The organism is Streptomyces sp. NPDC058401, assembly GCF_042722885.1.
GTDB lineage: Bacteria > Actinomycetota > Actinomycetes > Streptomycetales > Streptomycetaceae > Streptomyces.
On sequence record NZ_JBHXKA010000006.1, the window covers coordinates 1 to 20,102 of the forward strand.

At 71.1% G+C, this 20,102-nt stretch carries 18 protein-coding genes and 2 tRNA genes; 9 read left to right on the plus strand and 11 right to left on the minus strand.

Features of this window, described 5'->3' with window-relative positions; genetic code table 11:
• Positions 1–73: 73 nt before the first annotated feature.
• On the minus strand, positions 74–583 hold the full coding sequence (locus ACFWNV_RS03465) for a LysM peptidoglycan-binding domain-containing protein (RefSeq protein ID WP_383939849.1): 510 nt from the start codon (positions 581–583) through the stop codon (positions 74–76).
• 113 nt (positions 584–696) lie between these two features.
• Positions 697–1,176 carry a MarR family winged helix-turn-helix transcriptional regulator gene (locus tag ACFWNV_RS03470; RefSeq protein WP_383939852.1) on the minus strand — a complete coding sequence of 160 codons (480 nt, stop codon included), beginning with the start codon at positions 1,174–1,176 and terminating at the stop codon, positions 697–699.
• 120 nt (positions 1,177–1,296) lie between these two features.
• Here ACFWNV_RS03470 and ACFWNV_RS03475 point away from each other — a divergent pair, with 120 nt between their 5' ends.
• Positions 1,297–2,763, plus strand: a complete 1,467-nt coding sequence (locus ACFWNV_RS03475; protein ID WP_383939854.1) for an MFS transporter — start codon at positions 1,297–1,299, stop codon at positions 2,761–2,763.
• 137 nt (positions 2,764–2,900) lie between these two features.
• On the opposite strand, the gene ACFWNV_RS03480 is transcribed toward ACFWNV_RS03475, so the two are convergent.
• On the minus strand, positions 2,901–3,722 hold the full coding sequence (locus ACFWNV_RS03480; protein ID WP_383939856.1) for an isocitrate lyase/phosphoenolpyruvate mutase family protein: 822 nt from the start codon (positions 3,720–3,722) through the stop codon (positions 2,901–2,903).
• A gap of 268 nt (positions 3,723–3,990) precedes the next feature.
• Here ACFWNV_RS03480 and ACFWNV_RS03485 point away from each other — a divergent pair, with 268 nt between their 5' ends.
• The 4 genes from ACFWNV_RS03485 to ACFWNV_RS03500 all read left to right on the plus strand — a co-directional run bounded on the left by ACFWNV_RS03485 (position 3,991) and on the right by ACFWNV_RS03500 (position 8,134).
• Complete coding sequence (locus tag ACFWNV_RS03485) at positions 3,991–4,743, plus strand: hypothetical protein (RefSeq protein WP_383939859.1); 753 nt, start codon at positions 3,991–3,993, stop codon at positions 4,741–4,743.
• Between the two features lie 209 nt (positions 4,744–4,952).
• Positions 4,953–6,164: an argininosuccinate synthase-related protein gene (locus ACFWNV_RS03490; RefSeq protein ID WP_383939862.1), complete on the plus strand. Its 1,212-nt coding sequence runs from the start codon at positions 4,953–4,955 to the stop codon at positions 6,162–6,164.
• Between the two features lie 56 nt (positions 6,165–6,220).
• Positions 6,221–6,967 carry a 2OG-Fe dioxygenase family protein gene (locus ACFWNV_RS03495; RefSeq protein WP_383939865.1) on the plus strand — a complete coding sequence of 249 codons (747 nt, stop codon included), beginning with the start codon at positions 6,221–6,223 and terminating at the stop codon, positions 6,965–6,967.
• Positions 6,968–7,105: 138 nt separating this feature from the next.
• On the plus strand, positions 7,106–8,134 hold the full coding sequence (locus ACFWNV_RS03500; RefSeq protein WP_383939867.1) for a DMT family transporter: 1,029 nt from the start codon (positions 7,106–7,108) through the stop codon (positions 8,132–8,134).
• Here the strand turns inward: ACFWNV_RS03500 and ACFWNV_RS03505 are convergent.
• Positions 8,069–9,082 (minus strand): LuxR C-terminal-related transcriptional regulator, encoded by a 1,014-nt coding sequence (locus ACFWNV_RS03505; protein ID WP_383939869.1) that lies wholly within the window; start codon positions 9,080–9,082, stop codon positions 8,069–8,071. The two genes, ACFWNV_RS03500 and ACFWNV_RS03505, sit on opposite strands and share 66 nt — an antisense overlap.
• 244 nt (positions 9,083–9,326) lie before the next feature.
• On the opposite strand from ACFWNV_RS03505, the gene ACFWNV_RS03510 reads away from it, so the two are divergent.
• Together ACFWNV_RS03510 and ACFWNV_RS03515 are read left to right on the plus strand one after the other, a co-directional pair.
• Positions 9,327–9,452, plus strand: coding sequence for a hypothetical protein (locus ACFWNV_RS03510; protein WP_327305735.1), 126 nt, complete (start codon positions 9,327–9,329; stop codon positions 9,450–9,452).
• Positions 9,453–9,454: 2 nt separating this feature from the next.
• Complete coding sequence (locus ACFWNV_RS03515; protein WP_383939872.1) at positions 9,455–10,297, plus strand: hypothetical protein; 843 nt, start codon at positions 9,455–9,457, stop codon at positions 10,295–10,297.
• Between the two features lie 91 nt (positions 10,298–10,388).
• Here the strand turns inward: ACFWNV_RS03515 and ACFWNV_RS03520 are convergent.
• Positions 10,389–10,461, minus strand: a tRNA-Ala gene (locus tag ACFWNV_RS03520).
• Positions 10,462–10,620: 159 nt separating this feature from the next.
• Between ACFWNV_RS03520 and ACFWNV_RS03525 the strand changes: the two genes are divergently transcribed.
• Positions 10,621–11,172, plus strand: a complete 552-nt coding sequence (locus ACFWNV_RS03525; protein WP_243331094.1) for a DNA-binding protein — start codon at positions 10,621–10,623, stop codon at positions 11,170–11,172.
• Between the two features lie 41 nt (positions 11,173–11,213).
• Complete coding sequence (locus ACFWNV_RS03530) at positions 11,214–12,494, plus strand: serine/threonine-protein kinase (RefSeq protein ID WP_383939876.1); 1,281 nt, start codon at positions 11,214–11,216, stop codon at positions 12,492–12,494.
• On the opposite strand, the gene ACFWNV_RS03535 is transcribed toward ACFWNV_RS03530, so the two are convergent.
• From ACFWNV_RS03535 to gyrB, 6 genes are all read right to left on the minus strand, one after another.
• Positions 12,491–13,798 (minus strand): hypothetical protein, encoded by a 1,308-nt coding sequence (locus ACFWNV_RS03535; protein ID WP_383939879.1) that lies wholly within the window; start codon positions 13,796–13,798, stop codon positions 12,491–12,493. The two genes, ACFWNV_RS03530 and ACFWNV_RS03535, sit on opposite strands and share 4 nt — an antisense overlap.
• A gap of 124 nt (positions 13,799–13,922) precedes the next feature.
• The gene (locus ACFWNV_RS03540; RefSeq protein ID WP_208809277.1) at positions 13,923–14,057 is read right to left on the minus strand and encodes a DLW-39 family protein; all 135 of its coding nucleotides are present in this window, start codon (positions 14,055–14,057) and stop codon (positions 13,923–13,925) included.
• A gap of 157 nt (positions 14,058–14,214) precedes the next feature.
• Positions 14,215–14,288 (minus strand) — tRNA-Ile (locus tag ACFWNV_RS03545).
• 107 nt (positions 14,289–14,395) lie between these two features.
• Positions 14,396–15,031: a DUF3566 domain-containing protein gene (locus ACFWNV_RS03550; protein WP_383939882.1), complete on the minus strand. Its 636-nt coding sequence runs from the start codon at positions 15,029–15,031 to the stop codon at positions 14,396–14,398.
• A gap of 2 nt (positions 15,032–15,033) precedes the next feature.
• Positions 15,034–17,649, minus strand: a complete 2,616-nt coding sequence (gene gyrA, locus ACFWNV_RS03555) for a DNA gyrase subunit A (RefSeq protein ID WP_383939885.1) — start codon at positions 17,647–17,649, stop codon at positions 15,034–15,036.
• Between the two features lie 40 nt (positions 17,650–17,689).
• The gene (gyrB, locus tag ACFWNV_RS03560) at positions 17,690–19,747 is read right to left on the minus strand and encodes a DNA topoisomerase (ATP-hydrolyzing) subunit B (protein ID WP_383939888.1); all 2,058 of its coding nucleotides are present in this window, start codon (positions 19,745–19,747) and stop codon (positions 17,690–17,692) included.
• Positions 19,748–20,102 lie beyond the last annotated feature (355 nt).

Genomic DNA, 20,102 nt, shown 5'->3' on the forward strand with positions numbered 1-20,102 from the left:
GGGGGCCCTATCTTTACCTCCAGCGGCCCCCCACTCCCTTTTTCGCTTTCTTTTTCGCTGTTCCGCGTCCCCGCTAGTTGGGGAGGGTGAGCTTCATTCCCGGGTGGATCATGTCGGGGTTCGAGCCGATGACGCCCTTGTTCATGGCGTAGAGCTCGCGCCAGCGGCCCTCGTTGCCGAGCTCGCGGCGGGCGATCGCGGAGAGCGAGTCGCCCGAGCGGACGGTGTACGTGCGCTGCGGCTTGGGCGCGGGCTTCGGCATCGGAGCCGCGGGCACCGCCTTGTGCGCGGCGGAGGCCGGCGTCGGCGTGTGCGGGGCGGGCTTCGCGGCGGGCGGAGCCGCGGGTGCGGCCTTGGGCGGCATCGGCGCGGCCTTGGGCGGCGCCGATGCCGCCATGCGTTCGGCGGCCGCCTTGGTCGCCGCTGCCGAGTCGGTGTACTTGATGCCCGTGTCGGCGGGCATCGCGGACGGCGCCGCCGGAGCGGCCGCGGCCTGCTGTTGCACCTGCTCAGCCGCCTTTTCGGCGGCCTTCTCGGCTTGTTCCTTCTTCTTGTCGGACCTCATGAAGTCGAACAGTCCCATGTGCGTACGCCTCCGGCATGGTGGTGCCCCCCTGGGCTGAGTGCCTCGTCCCACTGTCTGCCAGAAGGCGCGGGACGGCCCTGTGACGGGGCCATCCGGGGGATGCCTCGCTGTTACTGGCGGGCCCTGCGGGCCGGCCTCGGGCTCTCCGACGGGGTCTCCAGATCGCCCTTGACCAGCAGGTTCAGCACCCGCAGCAGGGCCTCGCGGTCCGCGTCCACGAGGGAGGCGAGCGCGTCGGCGTGCACCTGGTCGACGATGCGGCTGCTCTCCTTCGCCAGGGCCGCGCCCTTCTCCGTGACGACGATGACGCGGGCCCGGCGGTCGGTGCCGGACTGCCGGCGCTCGGCCAGTCCGGCCTTCTCCAGGGCGTCGACGGTGACGACCATCGTCGTCTTGTCCATGCCCCCGATCTCGGCGAGCTGGATCTGCGTCCGCTCCTCGCCGATCGCGTGCACGAGCACGCAGTGCATCCGTGCCGTGAGCCCGATCCGGTCGAGGGCCGCTGCCATCCGGGTGCGCAGGACGTGGCTGCTGTGGTCCAGGAGGAAGGAGAGGTCGGGCTCGTTCTGTGCGGGTGCCATGGCTGTCATGTCCACCAGTCTAGCAATTCGATCCCCAATAGATCGTCTGCAACGGAACTATCTGATACGGTCTTACCAAGTCAGCCCGCCGAGCCCGCCGGGCCCGCCGATCACCAACTGGGGACACAGATGCCTGCCACCTCCGCTCCCACCGCTCCCGCCCCCGCTCCCACCACAGCCGCCCCGGCCGCCGCACCGCGCGGGCTGCGCTCCCGCTGGACCGCCCTCGGGGTGCTGTCCACCGGGGTCCTGATGACCGTCCTCGACGGCAGCATCGTCACCGTCGCGATGCCGGCCATCCAGAAGGACCTGGGCTTCACCCCCGCCGGCCTCAGCTGGGTCGTCAACGCCTACCTGATCGCCTTCGGCAGCCTGCTGCTGCTCGCCGGCCGGCTCGGCGACCTCATCGGCCGCAAGCGGATGTTCCTGGCCGGGACGGGCATCTTCACCGGAGCCTCCCTGCTCGCCGGATTCGCCGGTTCGCCCGAGGTGCTGATCGCCGCCCGGTTCCTGCAGGGACTCGGCAGCGCCGTGGCCGCCGCCGTCAGCCTGGGCATCCTGATCACGCTGTTCACCGAACCGCGCGAGCGGGCCAAGGCCATCGCCGTCTTCTCCTTCACCGGAGCGGCCGGAGCCTCCCTGGGTCAGGTGCTCGGCGGGGTCCTGACCGATGCCCTCGACTGGCACTGGATCTTCTTCATCAACCTGCCCATAGGACTGGCCGCCCTCGCCCTCGCCCTGCCCGCGCTCCCCGCGGATCGCGGACTGGGCCTGCGCGCCGGGGCCGACGTCATCGGCGCCCTCCTGGTCACCGCGGGCCTGATGCTCGGCATCTTCACCGTCGTCGAAGTGGAGCGCTACGGCTGGGTCTCCGTGCACACCCTCGGCCTGGGCGCGCTCTCGGTCGCCCTGCTCGCCGCCTTCACCGTCCGCCAGGCCCGGACCCGCACCCCGCTGGTACCGCTGCGGATCTTCCGCTCGCGGACCGTGGTCGGCGCGAACCTGGTCCAGATGCTGATGGTGGCCGCCCTGTTCTCCTTCCAGGTCCTGGTCGCGCTGTACCTGCAGAACGTGCTCGGCTACGGAGCCGCCGAGACCGGCCTGGCGATGCTCCCGGCGGCCGTGGTCATCGGCGGGGTCTCCCTCTTCGCCTCGGCCCCGCTGAACGCCCGCTTCGGCGAGCGGACCGTCCTGCTCGCCGGCCTCGGACTGCTCGTCGCCGCCCTGGGGCTGCTGACCCGGCTCCCGGTCCACGCCGACTACGTCACCGACCTGCTCCCCGTGATGCTGCTGGCCGCCGGCTTCGGCCTGGCCCTGCCCGCCCTCACCGCGCTCGGGATGTCCGGCGCCGACGAGCAGGACGCAGGCCTCGCCTCGGGTCTGTTCAACACCACCCAGCAGATCGGCATGGCCCTCGGCGTCGCCGTCCTCTCCACCCTGGCGGCCGCCCGCACCGACTCCCTGCTCGGCACGGGCCTCGACCGGTCCGCGGCCCTGACCTCCGGCTACCACCTGGCCTTCGGGATCGGCGCCGGGCTGATGCTCACGGCGCTCGTGGTGGCGGCGACCCTGCTGCGGACCGGCCGCCGCCGGTGAAGCCCGCCCGATGTTTCACGTGAAACATCGGGGCCGACGAGACCGACCGATACGACCGTCTCCCCGACTGTTCCCCGACTGTTCCCCGACCGTGGGCCGCTCCGCACACCGGAGCGGCCCACAGCCGTTTCACCGCTTCACCGCTTCACGAAGAGCCCGTTGAGCGTGCCGTAGTCGACCGCCCCTTCGAGCGCCCCGTACGTCCCCTGCTCCAGCACCTCCACCGCCGCGGCGCGGGCCGCCGTGTACGCCGCCTGCGCCACGCCGGTACCGACGCTGACCCGGCGCACCCCCGCCTTCGCCAGCTCCGCGACGGACGGACCGCCCGGCCCGGCCATGGCGTTGACCGGCAGCGGGCCCCGCGCGATCTCACACAGGGCGTCCAGGTCCAGCAGCCCCGGCACGAAGATCCCGTCGGCCCCGGCGGCCGCGTACGCCTCCACCCGCGCCAGTACGTCGGCGAGACGGCCGGCCTCCTCGCCGATCCCGAACAGGAAGACGTCGGTACGGGCGTTGATCACCAGCTCCGGCAGCCCGGCCGCGGTGGCCGCCGCGCGAGCGGCGCGGATCCGTTCCGCCTGCTCCGCGGCGGTGTGGAGCGTCCCGTCGGCCGCCTTGGAGTCCTCCAGGTTGATCCCGACGGCGCCCACCGCCACCACCTCGCGCACGGTGGCCGCGACGTCCTCGTAGCCGCCCTCGATGTCCACGGTGACCGGGACGTCCACGGCCGCCACGATCCGCGCGGCGGCCGCCAGCATCTCCGCCTTCGTCGCGTGCTGCCCGTCCCCGCGGCCGATCGACCAGGCCACGCCCCCGCTGGTGGTGGCGATGGCCGCCGCACCGGCGGACTCGATCACCGCCGCGCTGCCCGCGTCCCAGGCGTTGGGGAGGACGATCAGCGACGCACCCAACTCCCTCAGCCGCAGGGCCTTCCCGGTGGTCTTCGCATCCACGGTCATCCGAACTCTCCTCAGCCGTAGCGTTGCCGAGTGATCGTCACATCGGCTCACAGCCCGAGGACCTTAACCGCAGAACGCCCTCGTCATCCGGCAGTTTTCCGACCGGTTCGCTGTTACGCAGCCAGGACAGGAATCCCACGTTCCGGCCGATCAAGATCCGTAGATTTCTCATCAGCAGCCCCGCAGACCTGACCGGACGAAACCCCGACAGAGACACCGCGGCATGCGACTCTCCGCCCCTTCGTCGACCATGCTCCAAGGAGTCGTTATGCGTACCGCCCTCCGCACCTCGATCGTCACCGCCGCCCTCGCCGGAGCCCTCCTGGCCCCCGCCGCGACGGCCATTGCCGCGCCCTCCCAGGCCGCGACCTCGGTGTCGGCGGTGTCGGCAGTGGCCGCGGCGTCGGCGGACCCCTCGGGCGACGAGCGCTACGGCGGCGAGATCGTCGACCTGGGCGAGGGCAAGATCGGGGTGCTGCGCAACAAGTCCGAGGGCCCCGAGGTCTGGATCCGCGCCGGCGCCCCCGGCCACGGCTGGGCCGGCCGCGTGCTGGCGATGCTCGACACCACCCACAAGCGCGCCGTCATCGAGGGCGTCCAGTACGACCTCAAGAAGATCGAGGACGGACCGGACAAGGGCCGCTACGTGTTCAACGTCTACGTCCTGGGCGAGGGCGCCTTGAGGGCCTGGTACCTGCTCCCCAAGGCCGAGCCCGTCGCCAAGCCCTCCACCAAGCCGGCCGTGAAGCCCTCGGCCAAGCCGCCCGTGAAGCCCGCCGTGAAGCCCGCCACCGTGCCCGCCGCGAAGCCGGCCGCCACCCCCGCCGCCAAGCCGCAGACCGCCGTCGTCCCCAAGGGCCCCGTCGCCGCGGGCGCCGAACTCGCCGAGACCGCCCCGACCGCCGCCTCGGACACCGACCGCACCACCACCGCGGCCACCGGCGCCGCCCTCATCGCGATACTCGCCGGCCTCGGCACCGCCTTCGCCGTCCGCACCCGCAGGGCCCGCGCCCGCGCCTGATCCCGCACCGGGACTCCCGTAGCCCCCGAGAGCCCCCTCGATCCCGCCTCCGCGCGGGGCCGAGGGGGCTCTTCCCGTGCCGTCGCGGACCGGCCCGGGAGGCGTCCGGGACCGGCCATGGCCGGGCGCGGAAGGCCGGAATCCATTGTCCGGAAGTCCACCGCAGGGAAATCTCCTCTCTTGTGAACCGCGCCAAGCTTGGAGAGACCATGCAGTCCCCGTCCCCGCTCATACGTTCCTTCTCGCAGCTCGACGCCCTGGACCCGAACCGTCCCGTCGTCACCCTGTTCAGCGGTGGCCTCGACAGCTCGTACCTGCTGCTGCGGCTGCGCCGCATGGGCGTCCGCGACGTGCACGCCGTCAGCGTCGACATCGGCGAGGACGAGTCGAGCCAGTACAAGCGACAGGTGGCGGAGGCGCTCGGCGCGACCATCCACATCCTCGACCGGCGCGAGGAGTTCGCCGGCCAGTACGTCGCCCCCGCCATCGCCGCCCAGGCCGTCTACCTCGGCATCCACCCGGTCAGCTCCACCCTGAGCCGCCCGCTCATCGCCCGCAGCGCGGTCGACCTGGCACGCGCCCTCGGCGCCCAGACCCTCCTGCACACCGCGAACCGCTCGCAGAACACCCTGCGCCGGCTCAACGGCGCCCTGACCCTGCTCGGCTGGGAAGGCAGCTTCGGCAGCCCGTACGACCTCGACCCGGTCACCCGCGAGGAGAAGCTCGTCGAGCTGCGGTCCGCGGGGATCGACCTGCTGGCCGGCCGGATCGTCAGCGGTGACTCCAACCTGTGGTGCCGCGAGTTCGAGTCCGGGATCCTCGACGACCCGGAGCGCCACGCGGTCCCGGAGGACATGTACACCTGGAGCCGGCCCACCGCGCTGCCCGGCGACTCCGAGACCCTGACCGTCTCCATCGAGCGCGGGCTCCCGGTCGCCGTCGACGGGGTGCCGATGCCGCTCACCGACCTGATCGACCAGCTCAACCACCGCGTGGGCGCATACGGTCTCGGCCGCTACTCCGGCCTGGAGCACCTCGACCACGGCGAGAAGGTGCTGGAGATCCGCGAGATGCCCGGCGCCTACCTGCTGCTCAGCAGCTACCGGCACGTCGAGAGCGCCTGCCTGGACGCCGAACTCATCCGGGAGAAGCGCCACCTGGAGCAGGTCTGGGTGCGCGAGGCGCTGGAGGGCCGCTGGTTCGGCGACCTGCGGCTCACCGTCCAGGCCTTCATGGACACCTGCGCCGCCCGCACCACCGGCTCGGTGACCTGGCGGCTGCGGACCGGCGGGGCCGACACCAGGGCCATCAACGCCCTCAAGCCGCTCTACCTGCGGGACCGCGAGGCCTGGGAGGAGCGGGCGATCGAAGCCGAGTCCGCGCCGTTCGCCCGCGCCGACTCCCTGCTCACGGCCGTCTGAGCACGTCCCGTACCGACGGCTCTTCCCGTTCTTCTCGTCATCCACGGAGTAATTCCATGAGCGCCACCACCTCCACCGCCGCCTCCACCACGCATCCCGTCGCCCTCGACGCCACCATCGCCCTCGCCGGATCCGGCGGGCACCTGATGCCCTCCCGGGCCCTCTCCGACCTGGTCGACGCCGATGCCTCCGACTGGGCCCGGTTCGCCGCCCACTGGGACGAGCTGACGCTCGACACGCACATGGCCGACGGCGGTACCTACCGCTTCCGCCGCTACGGCCAGTTCGAGCTCGACGCGGACTCCGGCGAGCTGAGCCTGCTCCCCCACGGGCCCTACCGCCAGGAAACGGACGTCAACCCCCTCAACGGCGGTGTGGAGCGCGTCTTCGACCCGCTGACCGGCACTTTCGTGGGCGACCAGCTCCTGCGCTCGGTCCTGGTCGAACTGGGCCGCATCTTCACGGCGGTCGACGGTACGAAGACCTGGAACATCAAGCTCCACCCGTACCGGATCATCGCCTCCGCCGACCAGGAGGGGCAGCCGGCCCCCGAGGGCCGCCACCGTGACGGGGTCACCTTCATCACCTCGCTGATGATCGGCCGGACCAACGTCACCGGCGGCGAGAGCGGGGTCTACACCGACGCCGGCGAGCACCTGCTCACCACCACCCTGACCGAGCCCGGCGACCTCCTGCTCGGCGACGACCGCCGGACCCTGCACTCGGTGACCGGCCTGCAGCCCGTGGACCCGCAGGCCGCGGCCCACCGCGACGTCCTGGTGATCGCCTACTCCGCCCGCTGAGCCCGGGCTCAACCAGCCCGAGCAGACCCAGCCCGAGCAGACCCAGCCCGAGCAGACCCAGCCCGAGCACGCCCAGCCCGAGCACGCCCGGACCGCCCCGCGCTCCGCCCCTCCCCCACACCCGTAGGAGTAGTACCGATGACCGCCACCGCCACCGTCGCGGCCCGCCGCGCCTGGCTGACCGATCTGCCCGTCCTGCTGGTCGCCGTGGTGTGGGGATCGAGCTACCTGGCCGCCAAGGGCGTCACCACCACCCAGACCGTGCTGGCGGTGCTGGTGCTGCGGTTCGCGGTGGCCCTGCCCGTGCTGGTCATCGCCGGGTGGCGCAGGCTCCGCGCCCTCGGCCCGGCGCAGGTGCGCGGCGCGGGCGTCCTCGGGCTGATCCTCGCCGGCATCTTCCTGCTGGAGACCTACGGGGTGGTGCACACCTCGGCGACCAACGCCGGACTCATCATCAGCCTGACGATGATCTTCACCCCGATCGCGGAGAGCCGGATCCGCGGGACCGCGCTGCCGCGCCCGTTCATGGCGGCGGCCGGGCTGTCGGTGGCGGGCGTCCTGCTGCTCACCCAGGGGGCCGGCTTCACCGCGCCCTCCCTCGGCGACCTGCTGATGCTGGGCGCGGCCCTGGCCCGTACCGTCCACGTCCTCGCGATGTCGCGGATGAAGTCGGTCCAGGGCGCGGACTCGATGTCGATGACCACGCTCCAACTCGGCGGCGCGGTCACGGTGTTCGCCCTGCTGTCCTTCGCGCCGGGCACCGGCGCAGCCCCGTGGGCGGCCGCCGCCGCCTTCGACGTCTCCGACTGGCTCTGGCTGGTCTACCTGTCCGTGTTCTGCACGCTCTTCGCCTTCTTCACCCAGATGTGGGCCGTCCGCAGGACCTCGCCCTCGCGGGTCAGCCTCCTGCTGGGCACCGAGCCCGTGTGGGCCGCCGTGTTCGGCATCGCCCTGGCCGGGGACCGGCCCGGACTGCTCGGCCTGGCGGGCGCGCTGCTGGTCCTCGCGGGCACCGCCTGGGGCCGCACGGCCGCCGCGGTCCCGGCTCCCGAGGAGCCCGCCGCACCCGCGAAGCCCGAGGAGCCCGCTGTCACCGGGGCCTCAGTCGTCGAGCCAGCCGAGCCGGACCGCGCACACACCAGCCTGGAACCGGCTGGCCGCGCCTAGCCGTTCGGTCAGCTCGGAGACGAGACGGCGGACCGTGCGCTCGGAGACCCCGAGCTTGCGGGCCATCGTCTCGTCCGTCAGTCCGCCCTCCAGCATCCGCAGCAGCTCGCGGTGACGCCCGGTGGGCTGCCAGTCGCCCCCGCCCCCCGGGACCGCCGTGCCCTCCGCGGTGCCCGCCTCGCTCAGCACGCTCGCGGCCGCCCAGCAGTGCTCGAAGATCCCGCGCAGGACACCGACCAGCGTCGCCCCGCGCAGCACGACGGCGGCGATGTCCCCGTCCACCGGTTCGGGGGCGGGGACGATCGCCAGGGAGCGGTCCACCACGATCAGCCGCAGGGGCAGGGTGTGCGAGGTGCGCACCTGGGCCCCGGCGGCGTTCAGCCTGCGCAGGTAGGTGCTCATGTGCGGCACGGCCGCCGCGGAGCCGAGGTGGATGGTGCGGATCTGCACCCCGCGGCCGAGCGCCAGCCGGTCCCGCTCCAGGCCCGCTTCGATCATCTCCGCGGGCAGTGCCCGCCCCGGGTGCAGGGAGAGCACCTCGCGTTCGACCCGCTGCGAGGCGTCCTCCAGGGCCGCCGAGACGTTGGCGGCGCCGGTGACCACCTCCATCTGCACGGAGGACAGTTCCCGGGCGTGCACCGGCTGGAAGTCCGTGACGACCTGGGCGAGCGCGGCCCGGGTCTGCTGCACGGCCGACAGCAGGGCCCCCGTGTGCTGTTCCTCCTCCAGCAGGAGGTTGCGCAGCGCCGTGTCCGGGGCCAGCGCCGTCCACCCGTTGAGGGTCTCGGGCGAGGGGACGAACAGTCCCAGCCGGTTGAGCAGGCGCAGCGACTCGGCGAACTCCGGGTCCGTCCAGCCGCGTTCGGCGGTGACGAGCTCCGGCCGCCAGGACGCGTCGTCCAGTGCGATCCGGTACAGCTCCTGAGCCTTGGCCCGTACGTAGTCCACACCGCCCCCTCGGCTTGGCGAACCACCCCCCGCGGTTCGCACCCGCGATCCTAAGAAGGGGTCCGCACTACGGCCAGCGAGGTCCGCCATGCGGACATCCGCAGAGGTGGGAGCGGCTGCCGGACCGCCCGCCGTGTCCGCCCCTGGCCATGGCCGGTCCCGGAACTTCGCATCCGTAGCCACCGCCGAAGCCCCCGCAGCATGCTGGTTCCACACCACACCACACGTCTTCCGGGGGTTCTCCATGTCTCGTGTCCGCACCGCTCTGCTCGCCGTGATCGCCGCCGCCTTCGTCCTCGGCGGAGCCCCCGCGGCCCTCGCCGCGGAGCAGCCGGCGGCTGCCTCGACCGACTCCTTCATCTGGGGCTGACCATGACGAGGCGACCCGAAGTCGCGGTCGTCGCCCCGCTCACCGGCCCGCGGGCCGCCTGGGGGGCGGCGCTGCTCGGCGGGATCGAACGGGCGAAGGCCGAGCACCCCACGGCGGCCGACTGGCGCGTGCACGACGAAACCGCGGGGGTCGTGGACGACGTCGTGGCAGGGGATTACGCGGCGGTGGTCGGACACAGCGACCCGGCCCGCGGCAAGTCCGCGGCGGCGGCCTACGGGGCGGCGGGGCTGACCTGCCTGCTGCCCTTCCTGCCGCCCGGGGCCACCGCGCTCAGCTGGACCCCCGACCAGGACTCCCTGCCGGGCCTGATCGTCGAGGGAGCGGCCGCACTGGGGGCGGCCTCTCTCTCGACCCTGCACGACGGCAGTGCGCAGTGGGCGGACCTGGCCCGCCGGATCCGCGCGGAGGCCGCCGCGGCCGGCCTGGCCGCGGCCCCGTCCGCGGGCGCCGCCGCCCGGGACGTCCTCGCGGTACTGGCCCCCCAGGAGCTCTGCCTGCGCCTCGCCCGTGCGGTGGCGCCCAGGGGTCCGGTGCTGATCCCCGCCGACTGCGGGCTCGGCACCTTCGGCTCGCTCGTCCCGTACGCGGCGGGGCTCGAAGTGTGGGCCGTCCACGCGCACTCGTGCGCGGTGCAGCGGGCCGACAGCGCGGTCACGGCCCTCGCCCGGACCCTCACGGCCTCCCCGGAACTGCGCGGCCCGGCACTGACCGAAGCGGTACGGGCGAACTCGGGCGTCCTGCTGACCCCGCGGGGCGTACCCCTCGGCGAAGGCTGGCGCATCTCGCGCCTCCACGAACTGTGCCGCCGCCCGGTCCCCCGCTGACCCCCGACGGCCCCCTCCCACCCGCGCGGAACCTGCACGAAAAAACCCTGCCTGACCAGCGTTTCCGCTGGTCAGGCAGGGTTTTTGGATGTGGAGCCTAGGAGATTCGAACTCCTGACATCTGCCTTGCAAAGGCAGCGCTCTACCAACTGAGCTAAGGCCCCCGGTGCGGGCATGCCGGTCCCCCGCGAGCGAGTGACCGTTCCGTAGGACAGAGTACCGGGTGTACCCCCTCATCCCGCAAAATGATAGGGACTCCCGCCCCGCGACCACTCTCCGTAAGATGCTCGCGAGGTTCGCACCAGCGAAGGGGAGTAGTAAGAGTGGACGCAGTACAGCAAGAGGCGACCGCCAGAGCCAGGGAACTCCAGCGGAGTTGGTACGGGGAGCCGCTCGGCGCGCTCTTCCGCCGGCTCATAGATGACCTCGGTTTGAACCAGGCCCGCCTCGCTGCCGTCCTCGGGCTGTCGGCTCCGATGCTGTCCCAGCTGATGAGCGGTCAGCGGGCCAAGATCGGCAACCCCGCGGTGGTCCAGCGGGTCCAGGCTCTCCAGGACCTCGCCGGCCAGGTGGCCGACGGGAGCGTCAGCGCGGGAGAGGCGACCGACCGGATGGACGAGATCAAGAAGACCCAGGGAGGTTCCGTCCTCAGCAACAGCACCAGCCAGGCCGCCACCGGTTCCGGCGCACCCACCGTCAAGCGCGTCGTGCGCGAGATCCAGTCGCTGCTGCGCTCGGTCTCCGCGGCGGGCGACATCATCGACGCGGCGGACACCCTCGCCCCCACCCACCCGGAACTGGCAGAGTTCCTCCGGGTGTACGGAGCGGGCCGCACCTCCGACGCCGTCGCGCACTACGAGGCGCACCAGAACTGACACGCGACGCATGCGGCTGACGACGGGGGACGGGCGCAGCAATGGGTGAGATCTTCGCCGGCCGGTACGAACTGATCGACCCGATCGGGCGTGGCGGCGCTGGCGCCGTATGGCGTGCCTGGGACCACCGGCGCCGCCGGTACGTCGCAGCGAAGGTCCTCCTGCAGAGCGATGCCCACACCCTGCTGCGGTTCGTCCGCGAGCAGGCGCTGCGGATCGATCACCCGCACGTACTGGCCCCGGCCAGCTGGGCGGCGGACGACGACAAGGTCCTCTTCACCATGGACCTCGTCGCCGGCGGCTCCCTCGCCCATGTGATCGGGGACTACGGGGCCCTGCCGCCCCGGTTCGTGTGCACGCTGCTCGACCAGCTCCTGTCGGGGCTGGCGGCGGTGCATGCGGAGGGCGTCGTGCACCGCGACATCAAACCGGCCAACATCCTGATGGAGGCCACTGGAACCGGGCGGCCGCACCTGCGGCTGTCCGACTTCGGCATCGCCATGCGCAAGGGCGAGCCCCGGCTGACCGAGACCGCCTTCGTGGTCGGTACGCCGGGCTATCTGGCGCCCGAACAACTCCTCGGCTCCGAGCCGGACTTCACCGCCGACCTGTTCGCCGTGGGCCTCGTCGGCCTCTACCTCCTCCAGGGCGCCAAGCCCGACTCCCAGGCCCTCGTGGCGCAGTTCTTCGACCACGGCACCCCCGATGCCCCCGAGGGCGTTCCCGCGCCGCTGTGGGACGTCCTGGCCGCTCTGCTCCAGCCGGACCCCCGGAGCAGGTTCCAGACGGCCACCGGGGCGCGCAGGGCCCTCGCCGAGGCCGTGGAACTGCTGCCGCCGCCCGGCCCGGACGCGGACCCGGTCGAGGTGTTCGACCAACTGGGCCCGGTGCCGCCCGGTTTCACCCCCCGGACCCTCCGGGAACCCGCGTACGAGACCCCGCCGACGCCCTCGCCCGCCGTGCCCGCGCAGCCCGCCGCGGCGCCCACGCCCGTGACCGCTCCCGCCACCGCTCCCCTCGGCGTTCCTCTCGGCGTTCCTCTCGGCGTGTTCGGCCCCTCGGAGACGGGCAGCTTCCACCTCCCGCCGCCCCTGGCCGCCGCCACCCCCGCGCCGCAGACCGCGCAGACGGTACCGACGGCCCCGCATCCGCATCCGCAGCCGCATCCGTACGGGCAGCCGCAGCCCCAACCGCAGCCGGTCCCCCCGGCCGCACCCCGTACGACCGCCCTCGCGCCCCCGCCCGCGAAGGTCACCGCCGGGATCCTGCTCGCCGCGGTGCTGTGCTTCGCCGTCGGGATCTGGGCCCTGACCCAGCTCTAAGGGGTGCGCCGCCGGGCCAGCAGGATCCAGCCGCCCAGCACGAGCAGCAGCAGGGTCCCCGTACCGAAGCCGGCGCCCGCGACCACCCGCATCACCGACCGGGTCTCCGCGGCGGCATCGGCCTCCACCACCGTGGTGCCCTCCTTGGCGGCGGTGCGGTCCTCGGCCCCCACCCCGAACCCGGCGGCGGCGAGGTCCTCGGCGTAGGCCGGCGCCTTGACCGGGGTCCCGATGATCTGGGTGCGCAGGGTCAGCGGGACGGGTACCGCGTCCTGGACGAACTCCCCGACCTTGCCCGGCATGGTGACCGCGACGTAGTACCAGCCGGCCACCCGGACCGCCCCGACCTTCCGGTCGGAGGCGAAGCGGTTCTCGTAGGCCACCGGCGGTGTCCGCGGCAGGGTGAGCCCCGCCTGCTTCCCGTCGTACGAGGCGTCCTCCCCGTCGATCAGCGAGCGGTAGGGGCTGTAGAGCGAGACGGAGAGCCCGGGCGAGGCGTACCCGGAGTCCTTCGTCAGGGTGGCGGCGGAGAGTTCGGCCGCGAGCCCGAGCTGCTGCCCCCAGTCGAGCGGCACCCGGTAGAACCGGGTCTGCCCGGGCCGCAGCTCGTCGCTCCAGACCCCGCTGCCCAGGGCCCGCGCGTCGTTGAAGCCGGTCCCGCCGGCCCGCGGGGCCGCGTCGCTGCCCGGCAGGGTCGGGGAGGCCGAGGGCCAGACGCTGGGGGCGGTGGTGGGCGCGCCGGCGGCGCCGAGCTTCGGCTCGCGCTGGACCCGCAGTTCCAGCGGCCAGGCCGCCGGGTCCCCGTCCTTGGCCGCCTCGCGCGTGACCTTCGCGTAGTAGGGGGTGCCGCCCCCCTGGCACTCGGCGTCCTCCTTGATGATCCGGGCGCCCACGGCGCTGAGGGGGACCGGGTCGTAGCCGAAGGCCGCGCGCCCCGGGCTGCCCAGGCAGGCGCGGTTCTCGATGGTGAGGACCTCCACCTCCAGGCCGTCGCTGTAGCTGACCTTGGCGCCGCGCGGGGGCTGGAGCACCGCGGAGACGTACACGTTCGAGCGGTCGTCGAGGTTGAGGCGGTAGTAGCGCTCCCCCGGCGCGATCGAGTCCTTGTAGACGGACCCGGCCTTGATCTCCGGGGCGCCGGCCGTGGAGGGTTGGCCCGTCACCGCCACCGCACCGTCCGCACCCCGGTAGGACGGCACCGGCTGCGGGGCCACCGCCGCGCCCGCGGCCCCCGGCAGGACCGCGACCAGCCCGAGGGCGGCCAGCGTCACCGCGGCCGTCCGTACCCGACGTAGCCCACCCATCACACGCACCCACCCCGAGTTTGCCAACGCAAGCAAGTTCTTTGCATATTGCAACAATTCGTCACAGAGCAGCACAAAGCCCCGACCGCAGCGGCAGTCGGGGCTCTGGGATCAACCTCGGGTCTCACACACCGGAACCAGAAGGCACGGAGTCGGTTGCCTCCGTCCACAGGTCCTGCTCTGCGCGGTCCGCCTGGATCTGGCGGTACACGAGGAGCCCGCCGATGGCGGCCAGTGCGACCAGGAGCAGCTTCTTCACCGCGCGACCTCGTCTTTCGTTGACGTAGGGGACTTCTGGCGCCCAACAATACACACCGACCGATACCGATCGGTGACCTACCGGCCCATCAACCAGACCACCAACTGGCCCAACGACAAAGACCCCCAGGCCATGGGCCTGAGGGTCTTCGACACTGTGGGGCTAACAGGATTTGAACCTGTGGCCTCATCCTTATCAGGGATGCGCTCTAACCAACTGAGCTATAGCCCCATCCGCGCTGCGCGCTGACTTCTGAAGGTTAGCGCACAGACCCGGTGACTCCAAAATCGGTTCCCGTGACCCGTCTGCGCAGGTCACCAGCCCCGTTTCCGGAAGCTCTACTCGTCCTCGGCGAGCGTCAGCTCCACACCGCCGACGAAGCCCGCCGACAGGTTGTAGATGAACGCGCCCAGGGTCGCCAGCGCCGTCATGAGCACCACGTCGATGACCGAGATCACCGTCGTGAAGATCAGAACGCGCGGCAGCGACAGGAAGGTCTGGAGGTCGAAGCCGTTGCTCTCGTTCGAGCCGGTCGCCTCACTGATCGTGCCGCCGACGCTGGAGAAGATGCCCATGGCGTCCATGACCATCCACAGCACCACCGACGCGACGATCGTGCACACGCCCAGCGCGATCGACAGCAGGAAGCTGACCTTCATCACCGACCACGGGTCGGCCTTGGCCACCCGGAGCCGCGCCTTGCGCGTCCTGGGTGCCGTACGGGCCCCCGTGCGCGGCTTGCGCTGCGCTCCGGGGTCGCCCGCCCCCCGCGGCGCCCCGGGGCCCTGGGGCACCGAGTACGCCTGCGGCGGGTGGTAGGGCTGCTGAGGGCCGGCCCCCGCCTGAGTCTGAGGCGACTGAGGCGGCTGCGGTCCTCGGGTGTCCGTCACGGTTCCCCCCTGGGAGTCCGCGGCGGGGCCACGGGCACCGTTCGCTCCAGTGTTGGCCGGTCCGGCGCCCGTGGCTCCGCTCACGCTTACTCCTCGTGCTCCCCAGCCGAGGGCTCCGTGCCCTCGGCGGCCTCCACGGCCTGTCCTTCGACAGCCGTGTCGGTCCCGATCTCGTTCTCGCTGTCGTCGGCCTCGTCAGTTTCCTGACCGGCCTCCGCGTTGCGGGCGATGCCGACGACGGCATCGCGCTTACCCAGGTTGATCAGCTGGACGCCCATGGTGTCACGGCCGGTCTCCCGTACTTCGTTGACGCGCGTACGAATCACACCACCGCTGAGCGTGATGGCGAGGATTTCGTCCGTTTCGTCGACCACGAGCGCCCCGACGAGCGAGCCGCGGTCCTCCACGATCTTCGCCGCCTTGATGCCCAGGCCACCACGGCCCTGGACGCGGTACTCCTCCACCGGCGTCCGCTTGGCGTAGCCGCCGTCGGTCGCGGTGAAGACGAACGTACCGGGCCGGACCACGCTCATGGAGAGCAGTTCGTCCCCTCCGCGGAAACTCATGCCCTTCACGCCCGAGGTGGCGCGGCCCATCGGGCGCAGCGAGTCGTCGGTCGCCGTGAAGCGGATCGACTGCGCCTTCTTGCTGATGAGCAGCAGGTCGTCATCGGCGGACACCAGCTCGGCGCCGATCAGCTCGTCGTCGCTGCCGTCCTCCGTCTCCCGGAGGTTGATCGCGATGACGCCACCCGAACGGGGCGAGTCGTAGTCCTTGAGCGCCGTCTTCTTCACCAGGCCGCCCTTGGTGGCCAGGATCAGGTACGGGGCGGCCTCGTAGTCGCGGATCGCGAGGATCTGGGCGATCTTCTCGTCCGGCTGGAAGGCCAGCAGGTTCGCCACGTGCTGCCCGCGGGCGTCACGGCCTGCGTCCGGCAGCTCGTACGCCTTGGAGCGGTAGACGCGGCCCTTGTTCGTGAAGAACAGCAGCCAGTGGTGCGTGGTGGACACGAAGAAGTGGTCGACGAGGTCGTCCTGCTTCAGCTTCGTGCCGCGCACGCCCTTGCCGCCGCGCTTCTGCGAGCGGTAGTCCTCGGTCTTGGTGCGCTTGACGTACCCGCCGTGGGTGATCGTGACGACGATGTCCTCTTCGGCGATCAGGTCCTCCATGGACATGTCGCCGTCGAAGGGGACCAGCTTGGAACGCCGGTCGTCGCCGAACTTCTCGACGATCGCGGCCAGTTCCTCGCTGACGATCTGACGCTGGCGCTCCTCGGAGGCCAGGATCGCGTTGTACTCGTTGATCTTGGCCTGGAGCTCGTCGTGCTCGGCGACGATCTTCTGCCGCTCCAGGGCCGCCAGGCGGCGGAGCTGCATCTCCAGGATCGCGTTCGCCTGGATCTCGTCGATCGACAGCAGGCCCATCAGGCCCTCGCGGGCGATCTCGACCGTGTTGCTGCGCCGGATCAGCGCGATGACCTCGTCGATCGCGTCCAGCGCCTTGAGCAGACCGCGCAGGATGTGGGCGCGCTCCTCCGCCTTGCGCAGGCGGAACTTCGTGCGCCGGACGATGACCTCGATCTGGTGCGTCACCCAGTGGCGGATGAACGCGTCGATCGACAGCGTGCGCGGCACGCCGTCCACGAGCGCCAGCATGTTCGCGCCGAAGTTCGTCTGCAGGTCGGTGTGCTTGTACAGGTTGTTCAGCACGACCTTGGCGACGGCGTCGCGCTTGAGGACGATCACCAGGCGCTGGCCGGTACGGGACGAGGTCTCGTCGCGGACGTCGGCGATGCCGCCGACCTTTCCGTCCTTCACCAGGTCGGCGATCTTCTGCGCCAGGTTGTCGGGGTTGGTCTGGTACGGGAGCTCCGTGACCACCAGGCACTGGCGGTTCTGGATCTCCTCGACCTCGACCACCGCGCGCATCGTGATGGAGCCGCGACCGGTCCGGTACGCCTCCTCGATGCCCTTGCGGCCCACGACCAGGGCGCCCGACGGGAAGTCCGGGCCCTTGATCCGCTCGATGAGCGCGTCCTGGAGCTCCTCGTGCGAGGCCTCCGGGTGCTCCAGCGCCCACTGGGCGCCGGCCGCGACCTCGCGCAGGTTGTGCGGCGGGATGTTGGTGGCCATGCCGACCGCGATGCCGGCGGAGCCGTTGATCAGCAGGTTCGGGAAGCGCGCCGGCAGGACCGTCGGCTCCTGGTTGCGGCCGTCGTAGTTGTCCTTGAAGTCGACGGTCTCCTCGTCGATGTCCCGGAGCATCTCCATGGCCAGCGGCATGAGCTTGCACTCGGTGTAGCGCATCGCGGCCGCCGGGTCGTTGCCCGGGGAGCCGAAGTTGCCGTTGGAGTCCACCAGCGGCATGCGCAGCGACCACGGCTGGGCCAGGCGGACCAGGGCGTCGTAGATCGAGGAGTCACCGTGCGGGTGGTACGTGCCCATGACGTCGCCGACGACGCGGGCGCACTTGTAGAAGCCCTTCTCGGGCCGGTAGCCGCCGTCGTACATCGCGTACAGCACACGGCGGTGGACCGGCTTGAGGCCGTCCCGTACGTCGGGCAGGGCGCGGGAGACGATGACGGACATCGCGTAGTCGAGGTAGGAGCGCTGCATCTCCGTCTCGAGCCCGACGGGCTCGATGCGTACGACGGGCTGCTCCTCCGCGGATTCCGCGGCGGTGGGCGTGGTTTCGTCGGCCATTGCTGGTCAAAGGTCCTTTCAGGCGGTCAGCTGAGCCGACTCAGATGTCGAGGAAGCGAACGTCCTTGGCGTTGCGCTGGATGAAGGAGCGCCGGGCTTCGACGTCCTCACCCATCAGCACCGAGAACAGGTCGTCGGCCTGCGCGGCGTCGTCCAGGGTGACCTGGCCGAGCACGCGGTGGTCCACGTCCATCGTGGTGATGCGCAGTTCCTCGGCGTTCATCTCGCCCAGACCCTTGAAGCGCTGGATCGAGTCTTCCCTGATCCGCTTGCCGTTCTGCTTGCCGAGCTCCACCAGGGCGTCGCGCTCGCGGTCCGAGTACGCGTACTCGAAGTCCTCGCGGCCCCACTTGATCTTGTAGAGCGGCGGACGCGACAGGTACACGTGACCGGCCTCGACCAGCGGGCGCATGAAGCGGAACAGGAAGGTCAGCAGCAGGGTGTTGATGTGCTGGCCGTCGACGTCGGCGTCCGCCATCAGGATGATCTTGTGATAGCGGAGCTTCTCGATGTCGAAGTCCTCGTGCACACCCGTGCCGAAGGCGCTGATCAGCGCCTGGACCTCGGTGTTCTGGAGGATCTTGTCGATGCGGGCCTTCTCGACGTTCAGGATCTTGCCGCGGATCGGCAGGATGGCCTGGTACATCGGGTTGCGGCCGGACTTCGCCGAGCCGCCGGCCGAGTCGCCCTCGACGATGAAGATCTCGCACTTGGTCGGGTCGTTCGACTGGCAGTCCGACAGCTTGCCCGGCAGCGAGGCGCTCTCCAGCAGACCCTTGCGACGGGTGAGGTCACGGGCCTTGCGGGCCGCGACGCGCGCCGTGGCCGCCTGGATCGACTTGCGGATGATGTCCGCGGCCTCGTTCGGGTTCCGGTCGAACCAGTCGTTGAGGTGCTCGTGCACGACCTTCTGCACGAAGGTCTTCGCCTCCGTGTTGCCCAGCTTGGTCTTCGTCTGGCCCTCGAACTGCGGCTCGCCCAGCTTCACCGAGATGATCGCCGTCAGACCCTCGCGGATGTCCTCGCCGGCGAGGTTGTCGTCCTTCTCGCGGAGGAACTTCTTCTCGCGCGCGTAGCGGTTGACCAGGCCGGTCAGGGCCGCACGGAAGCCCTCCTCGTGCGTACCGCCCTCGTGCGTGTGGATCGTGTTCGCGAAGGAGTAGACCCCCTCCGTGTACTGCGAGTTCCACTGCATCGCGATCTCGACCGAGAGCATGCGCTCCTTGTCCTCGGCCTCGACGTCGATGACCGTCGGGTGGATCAGCTCGCCCTTGCGCGCGTTCAGGTGGTTCACGAAGTCGACGATGCCGCCTTCGTAGTAGTACTTGACCGTGCGCGCCTGCTGGTCGTCGGTCTCCTCGGCGGTGTCCGCGCCCATCGTGGCCTTCGCCGACTCGCGCTCGTCCGTCAGCGAGAGGGTCAGGCCCTTGTTGAGGAAGGCCATCTCCTGGAAGCGGCGCGACAGCGTCTCGAAGGAGTACTCGGTGGTCTCGAAGATGTCGCCGTCGGCCCAGAAGGTGACCGAGGTGCCCGTCTCGGACGTCTCCTCGTTCTTCAGGAGGGCCGCCGTCGGGACACCGAGCTTGTAGTCCTGGGTCCAGCGGAAGCCGTCGGTCCGCACCTCGACCGCGACCTTGGTCGACAGGGCGTTCACGACCGAGACGCCGACGCCGTGCAGACCGCCGGAGACGGCGTAACCGCCGCCGCCGAACTTGCCGCCCGCGTGCAGGACCGTCAGCACGACCTCGACGGCCGGCTTCCCCTCGGACGGCACGATGCCGACCGGGATGCCGCGGCCGTTGTCGATCACGCGCACGCCGCCGTCGGCGAGGATCGTCACGTCGATGGTGTCCGCGTGGCCGGCCAGGGCCTCGTCGACCGAGTTGTCGACGACCTCGTAGACGAGGTGGTGGAGCCCGCGCTCACCGGTCGAGCCGATGTACATGCCGGGACGCTTGCGGACCGCGTCCAGACCCTCGAGGACCTGGATGGCACTGGCGTCGTACGAGGACGTGACCTCGCCGTTCTGGCCGACTGTGGACTGGTTGTCGTTGGGGTTGCCGGAATCGGCCACGAAGCGCCCTTTCTGGCACAGCACAGGCCGTACTCCGGGCCGGCATGCATGCAAGCGGGAGCGGCTGCGTCGATCTGCGTTGTCAGCGGTGGTCAGCTTTACTCGACTGGATCCCGCGCATGCGCGGGATTCTCGTTCAGTCTACCGGTATCACCCCCGTGAATGGGCGTTTGCCGGTACCTGAGTCCGCATGTGCCGCCCGGAAACTCCTCTCTCCGACTCCCCATATCCAGGGAGGGGCTCAAAGAGGCTCACACGGGCATTGAGCGCTTCGGGCTGTCAACCTCCCGCTACCGTGAGGGACACCACCCGCGGAGCCGTCCGTACGGGTGGCCGCCGGACCCCTACTCACCCGTACGGGTGAGTAGGCGGGAGGGCG

What these genes read in the sequence shown, in the direction of transcription:
- ACFWNV_RS03535 (WP_383939879.1), bottom strand. Translation starts at nt 13,798, where the DNA reads ATGGGTGGGCTACGTCGGGTACGGACGGCCGCGGTGACGCTGGCCGCC.
- ACFWNV_RS03470 (WP_383939852.1), bottom strand. Translation starts at nt 1,176, where the DNA reads ATGACAGCCATGGCACCCGCACAGAACGAGCCCGACCTCTCCTTCCTC.
- ACFWNV_RS03490 (WP_383939862.1), top strand. Translation starts at nt 4,953, where the DNA reads ATGCAGTCCCCGTCCCCGCTCATACGTTCCTTCTCGCAGCTCGACGCC.
- ACFWNV_RS03500 (WP_383939867.1), top strand. Translation starts at nt 7,106, where the DNA reads ATGACCGCCACCGCCACCGTCGCGGCCCGCCGCGCCTGGCTGACCGAT.
- ACFWNV_RS03480 (WP_383939856.1), bottom strand. Translation starts at nt 3,722, where the DNA reads ATGACCGTGGATGCGAAGACCACCGGGAAGGCCCTGCGGCTGAGGGAG.
- ACFWNV_RS03510 (WP_327305735.1), top strand. Translation starts at nt 9,327, where the DNA reads ATGTCTCGTGTCCGCACCGCTCTGCTCGCCGTGATCGCCGCCGCCTTC.
- ACFWNV_RS03485 (WP_383939859.1), top strand. Translation starts at nt 3,991, where the DNA reads ATGCGTACCGCCCTCCGCACCTCGATCGTCACCGCCGCCCTCGCCGGA.
- ACFWNV_RS03530 (WP_383939876.1), top strand. Translation starts at nt 11,214, where the DNA reads ATGGGTGAGATCTTCGCCGGCCGGTACGAACTGATCGACCCGATCGGG.
- ACFWNV_RS03495 (WP_383939865.1), top strand. Translation starts at nt 6,221, where the DNA reads ATGAGCGCCACCACCTCCACCGCCGCCTCCACCACGCATCCCGTCGCC.
- ACFWNV_RS03475 (WP_383939854.1), top strand. Translation starts at nt 1,297, where the DNA reads ATGCCTGCCACCTCCGCTCCCACCGCTCCCGCCCCCGCTCCCACCACA.
- ACFWNV_RS03465 (WP_383939849.1), bottom strand. Translation starts at nt 583, where the DNA reads ATGGGACTGTTCGACTTCATGAGGTCCGACAAGAAGAAGGAACAAGCC.
- gyrA (WP_383939885.1), bottom strand. Translation starts at nt 17,649, where the DNA reads ATGGCCGACGAAACCACGCCCACCGCCGCGGAATCCGCGGAGGAGCAG.
- ACFWNV_RS03515 (WP_383939872.1), top strand. Translation starts at nt 9,455, where the DNA reads ATGACGAGGCGACCCGAAGTCGCGGTCGTCGCCCCGCTCACCGGCCCG.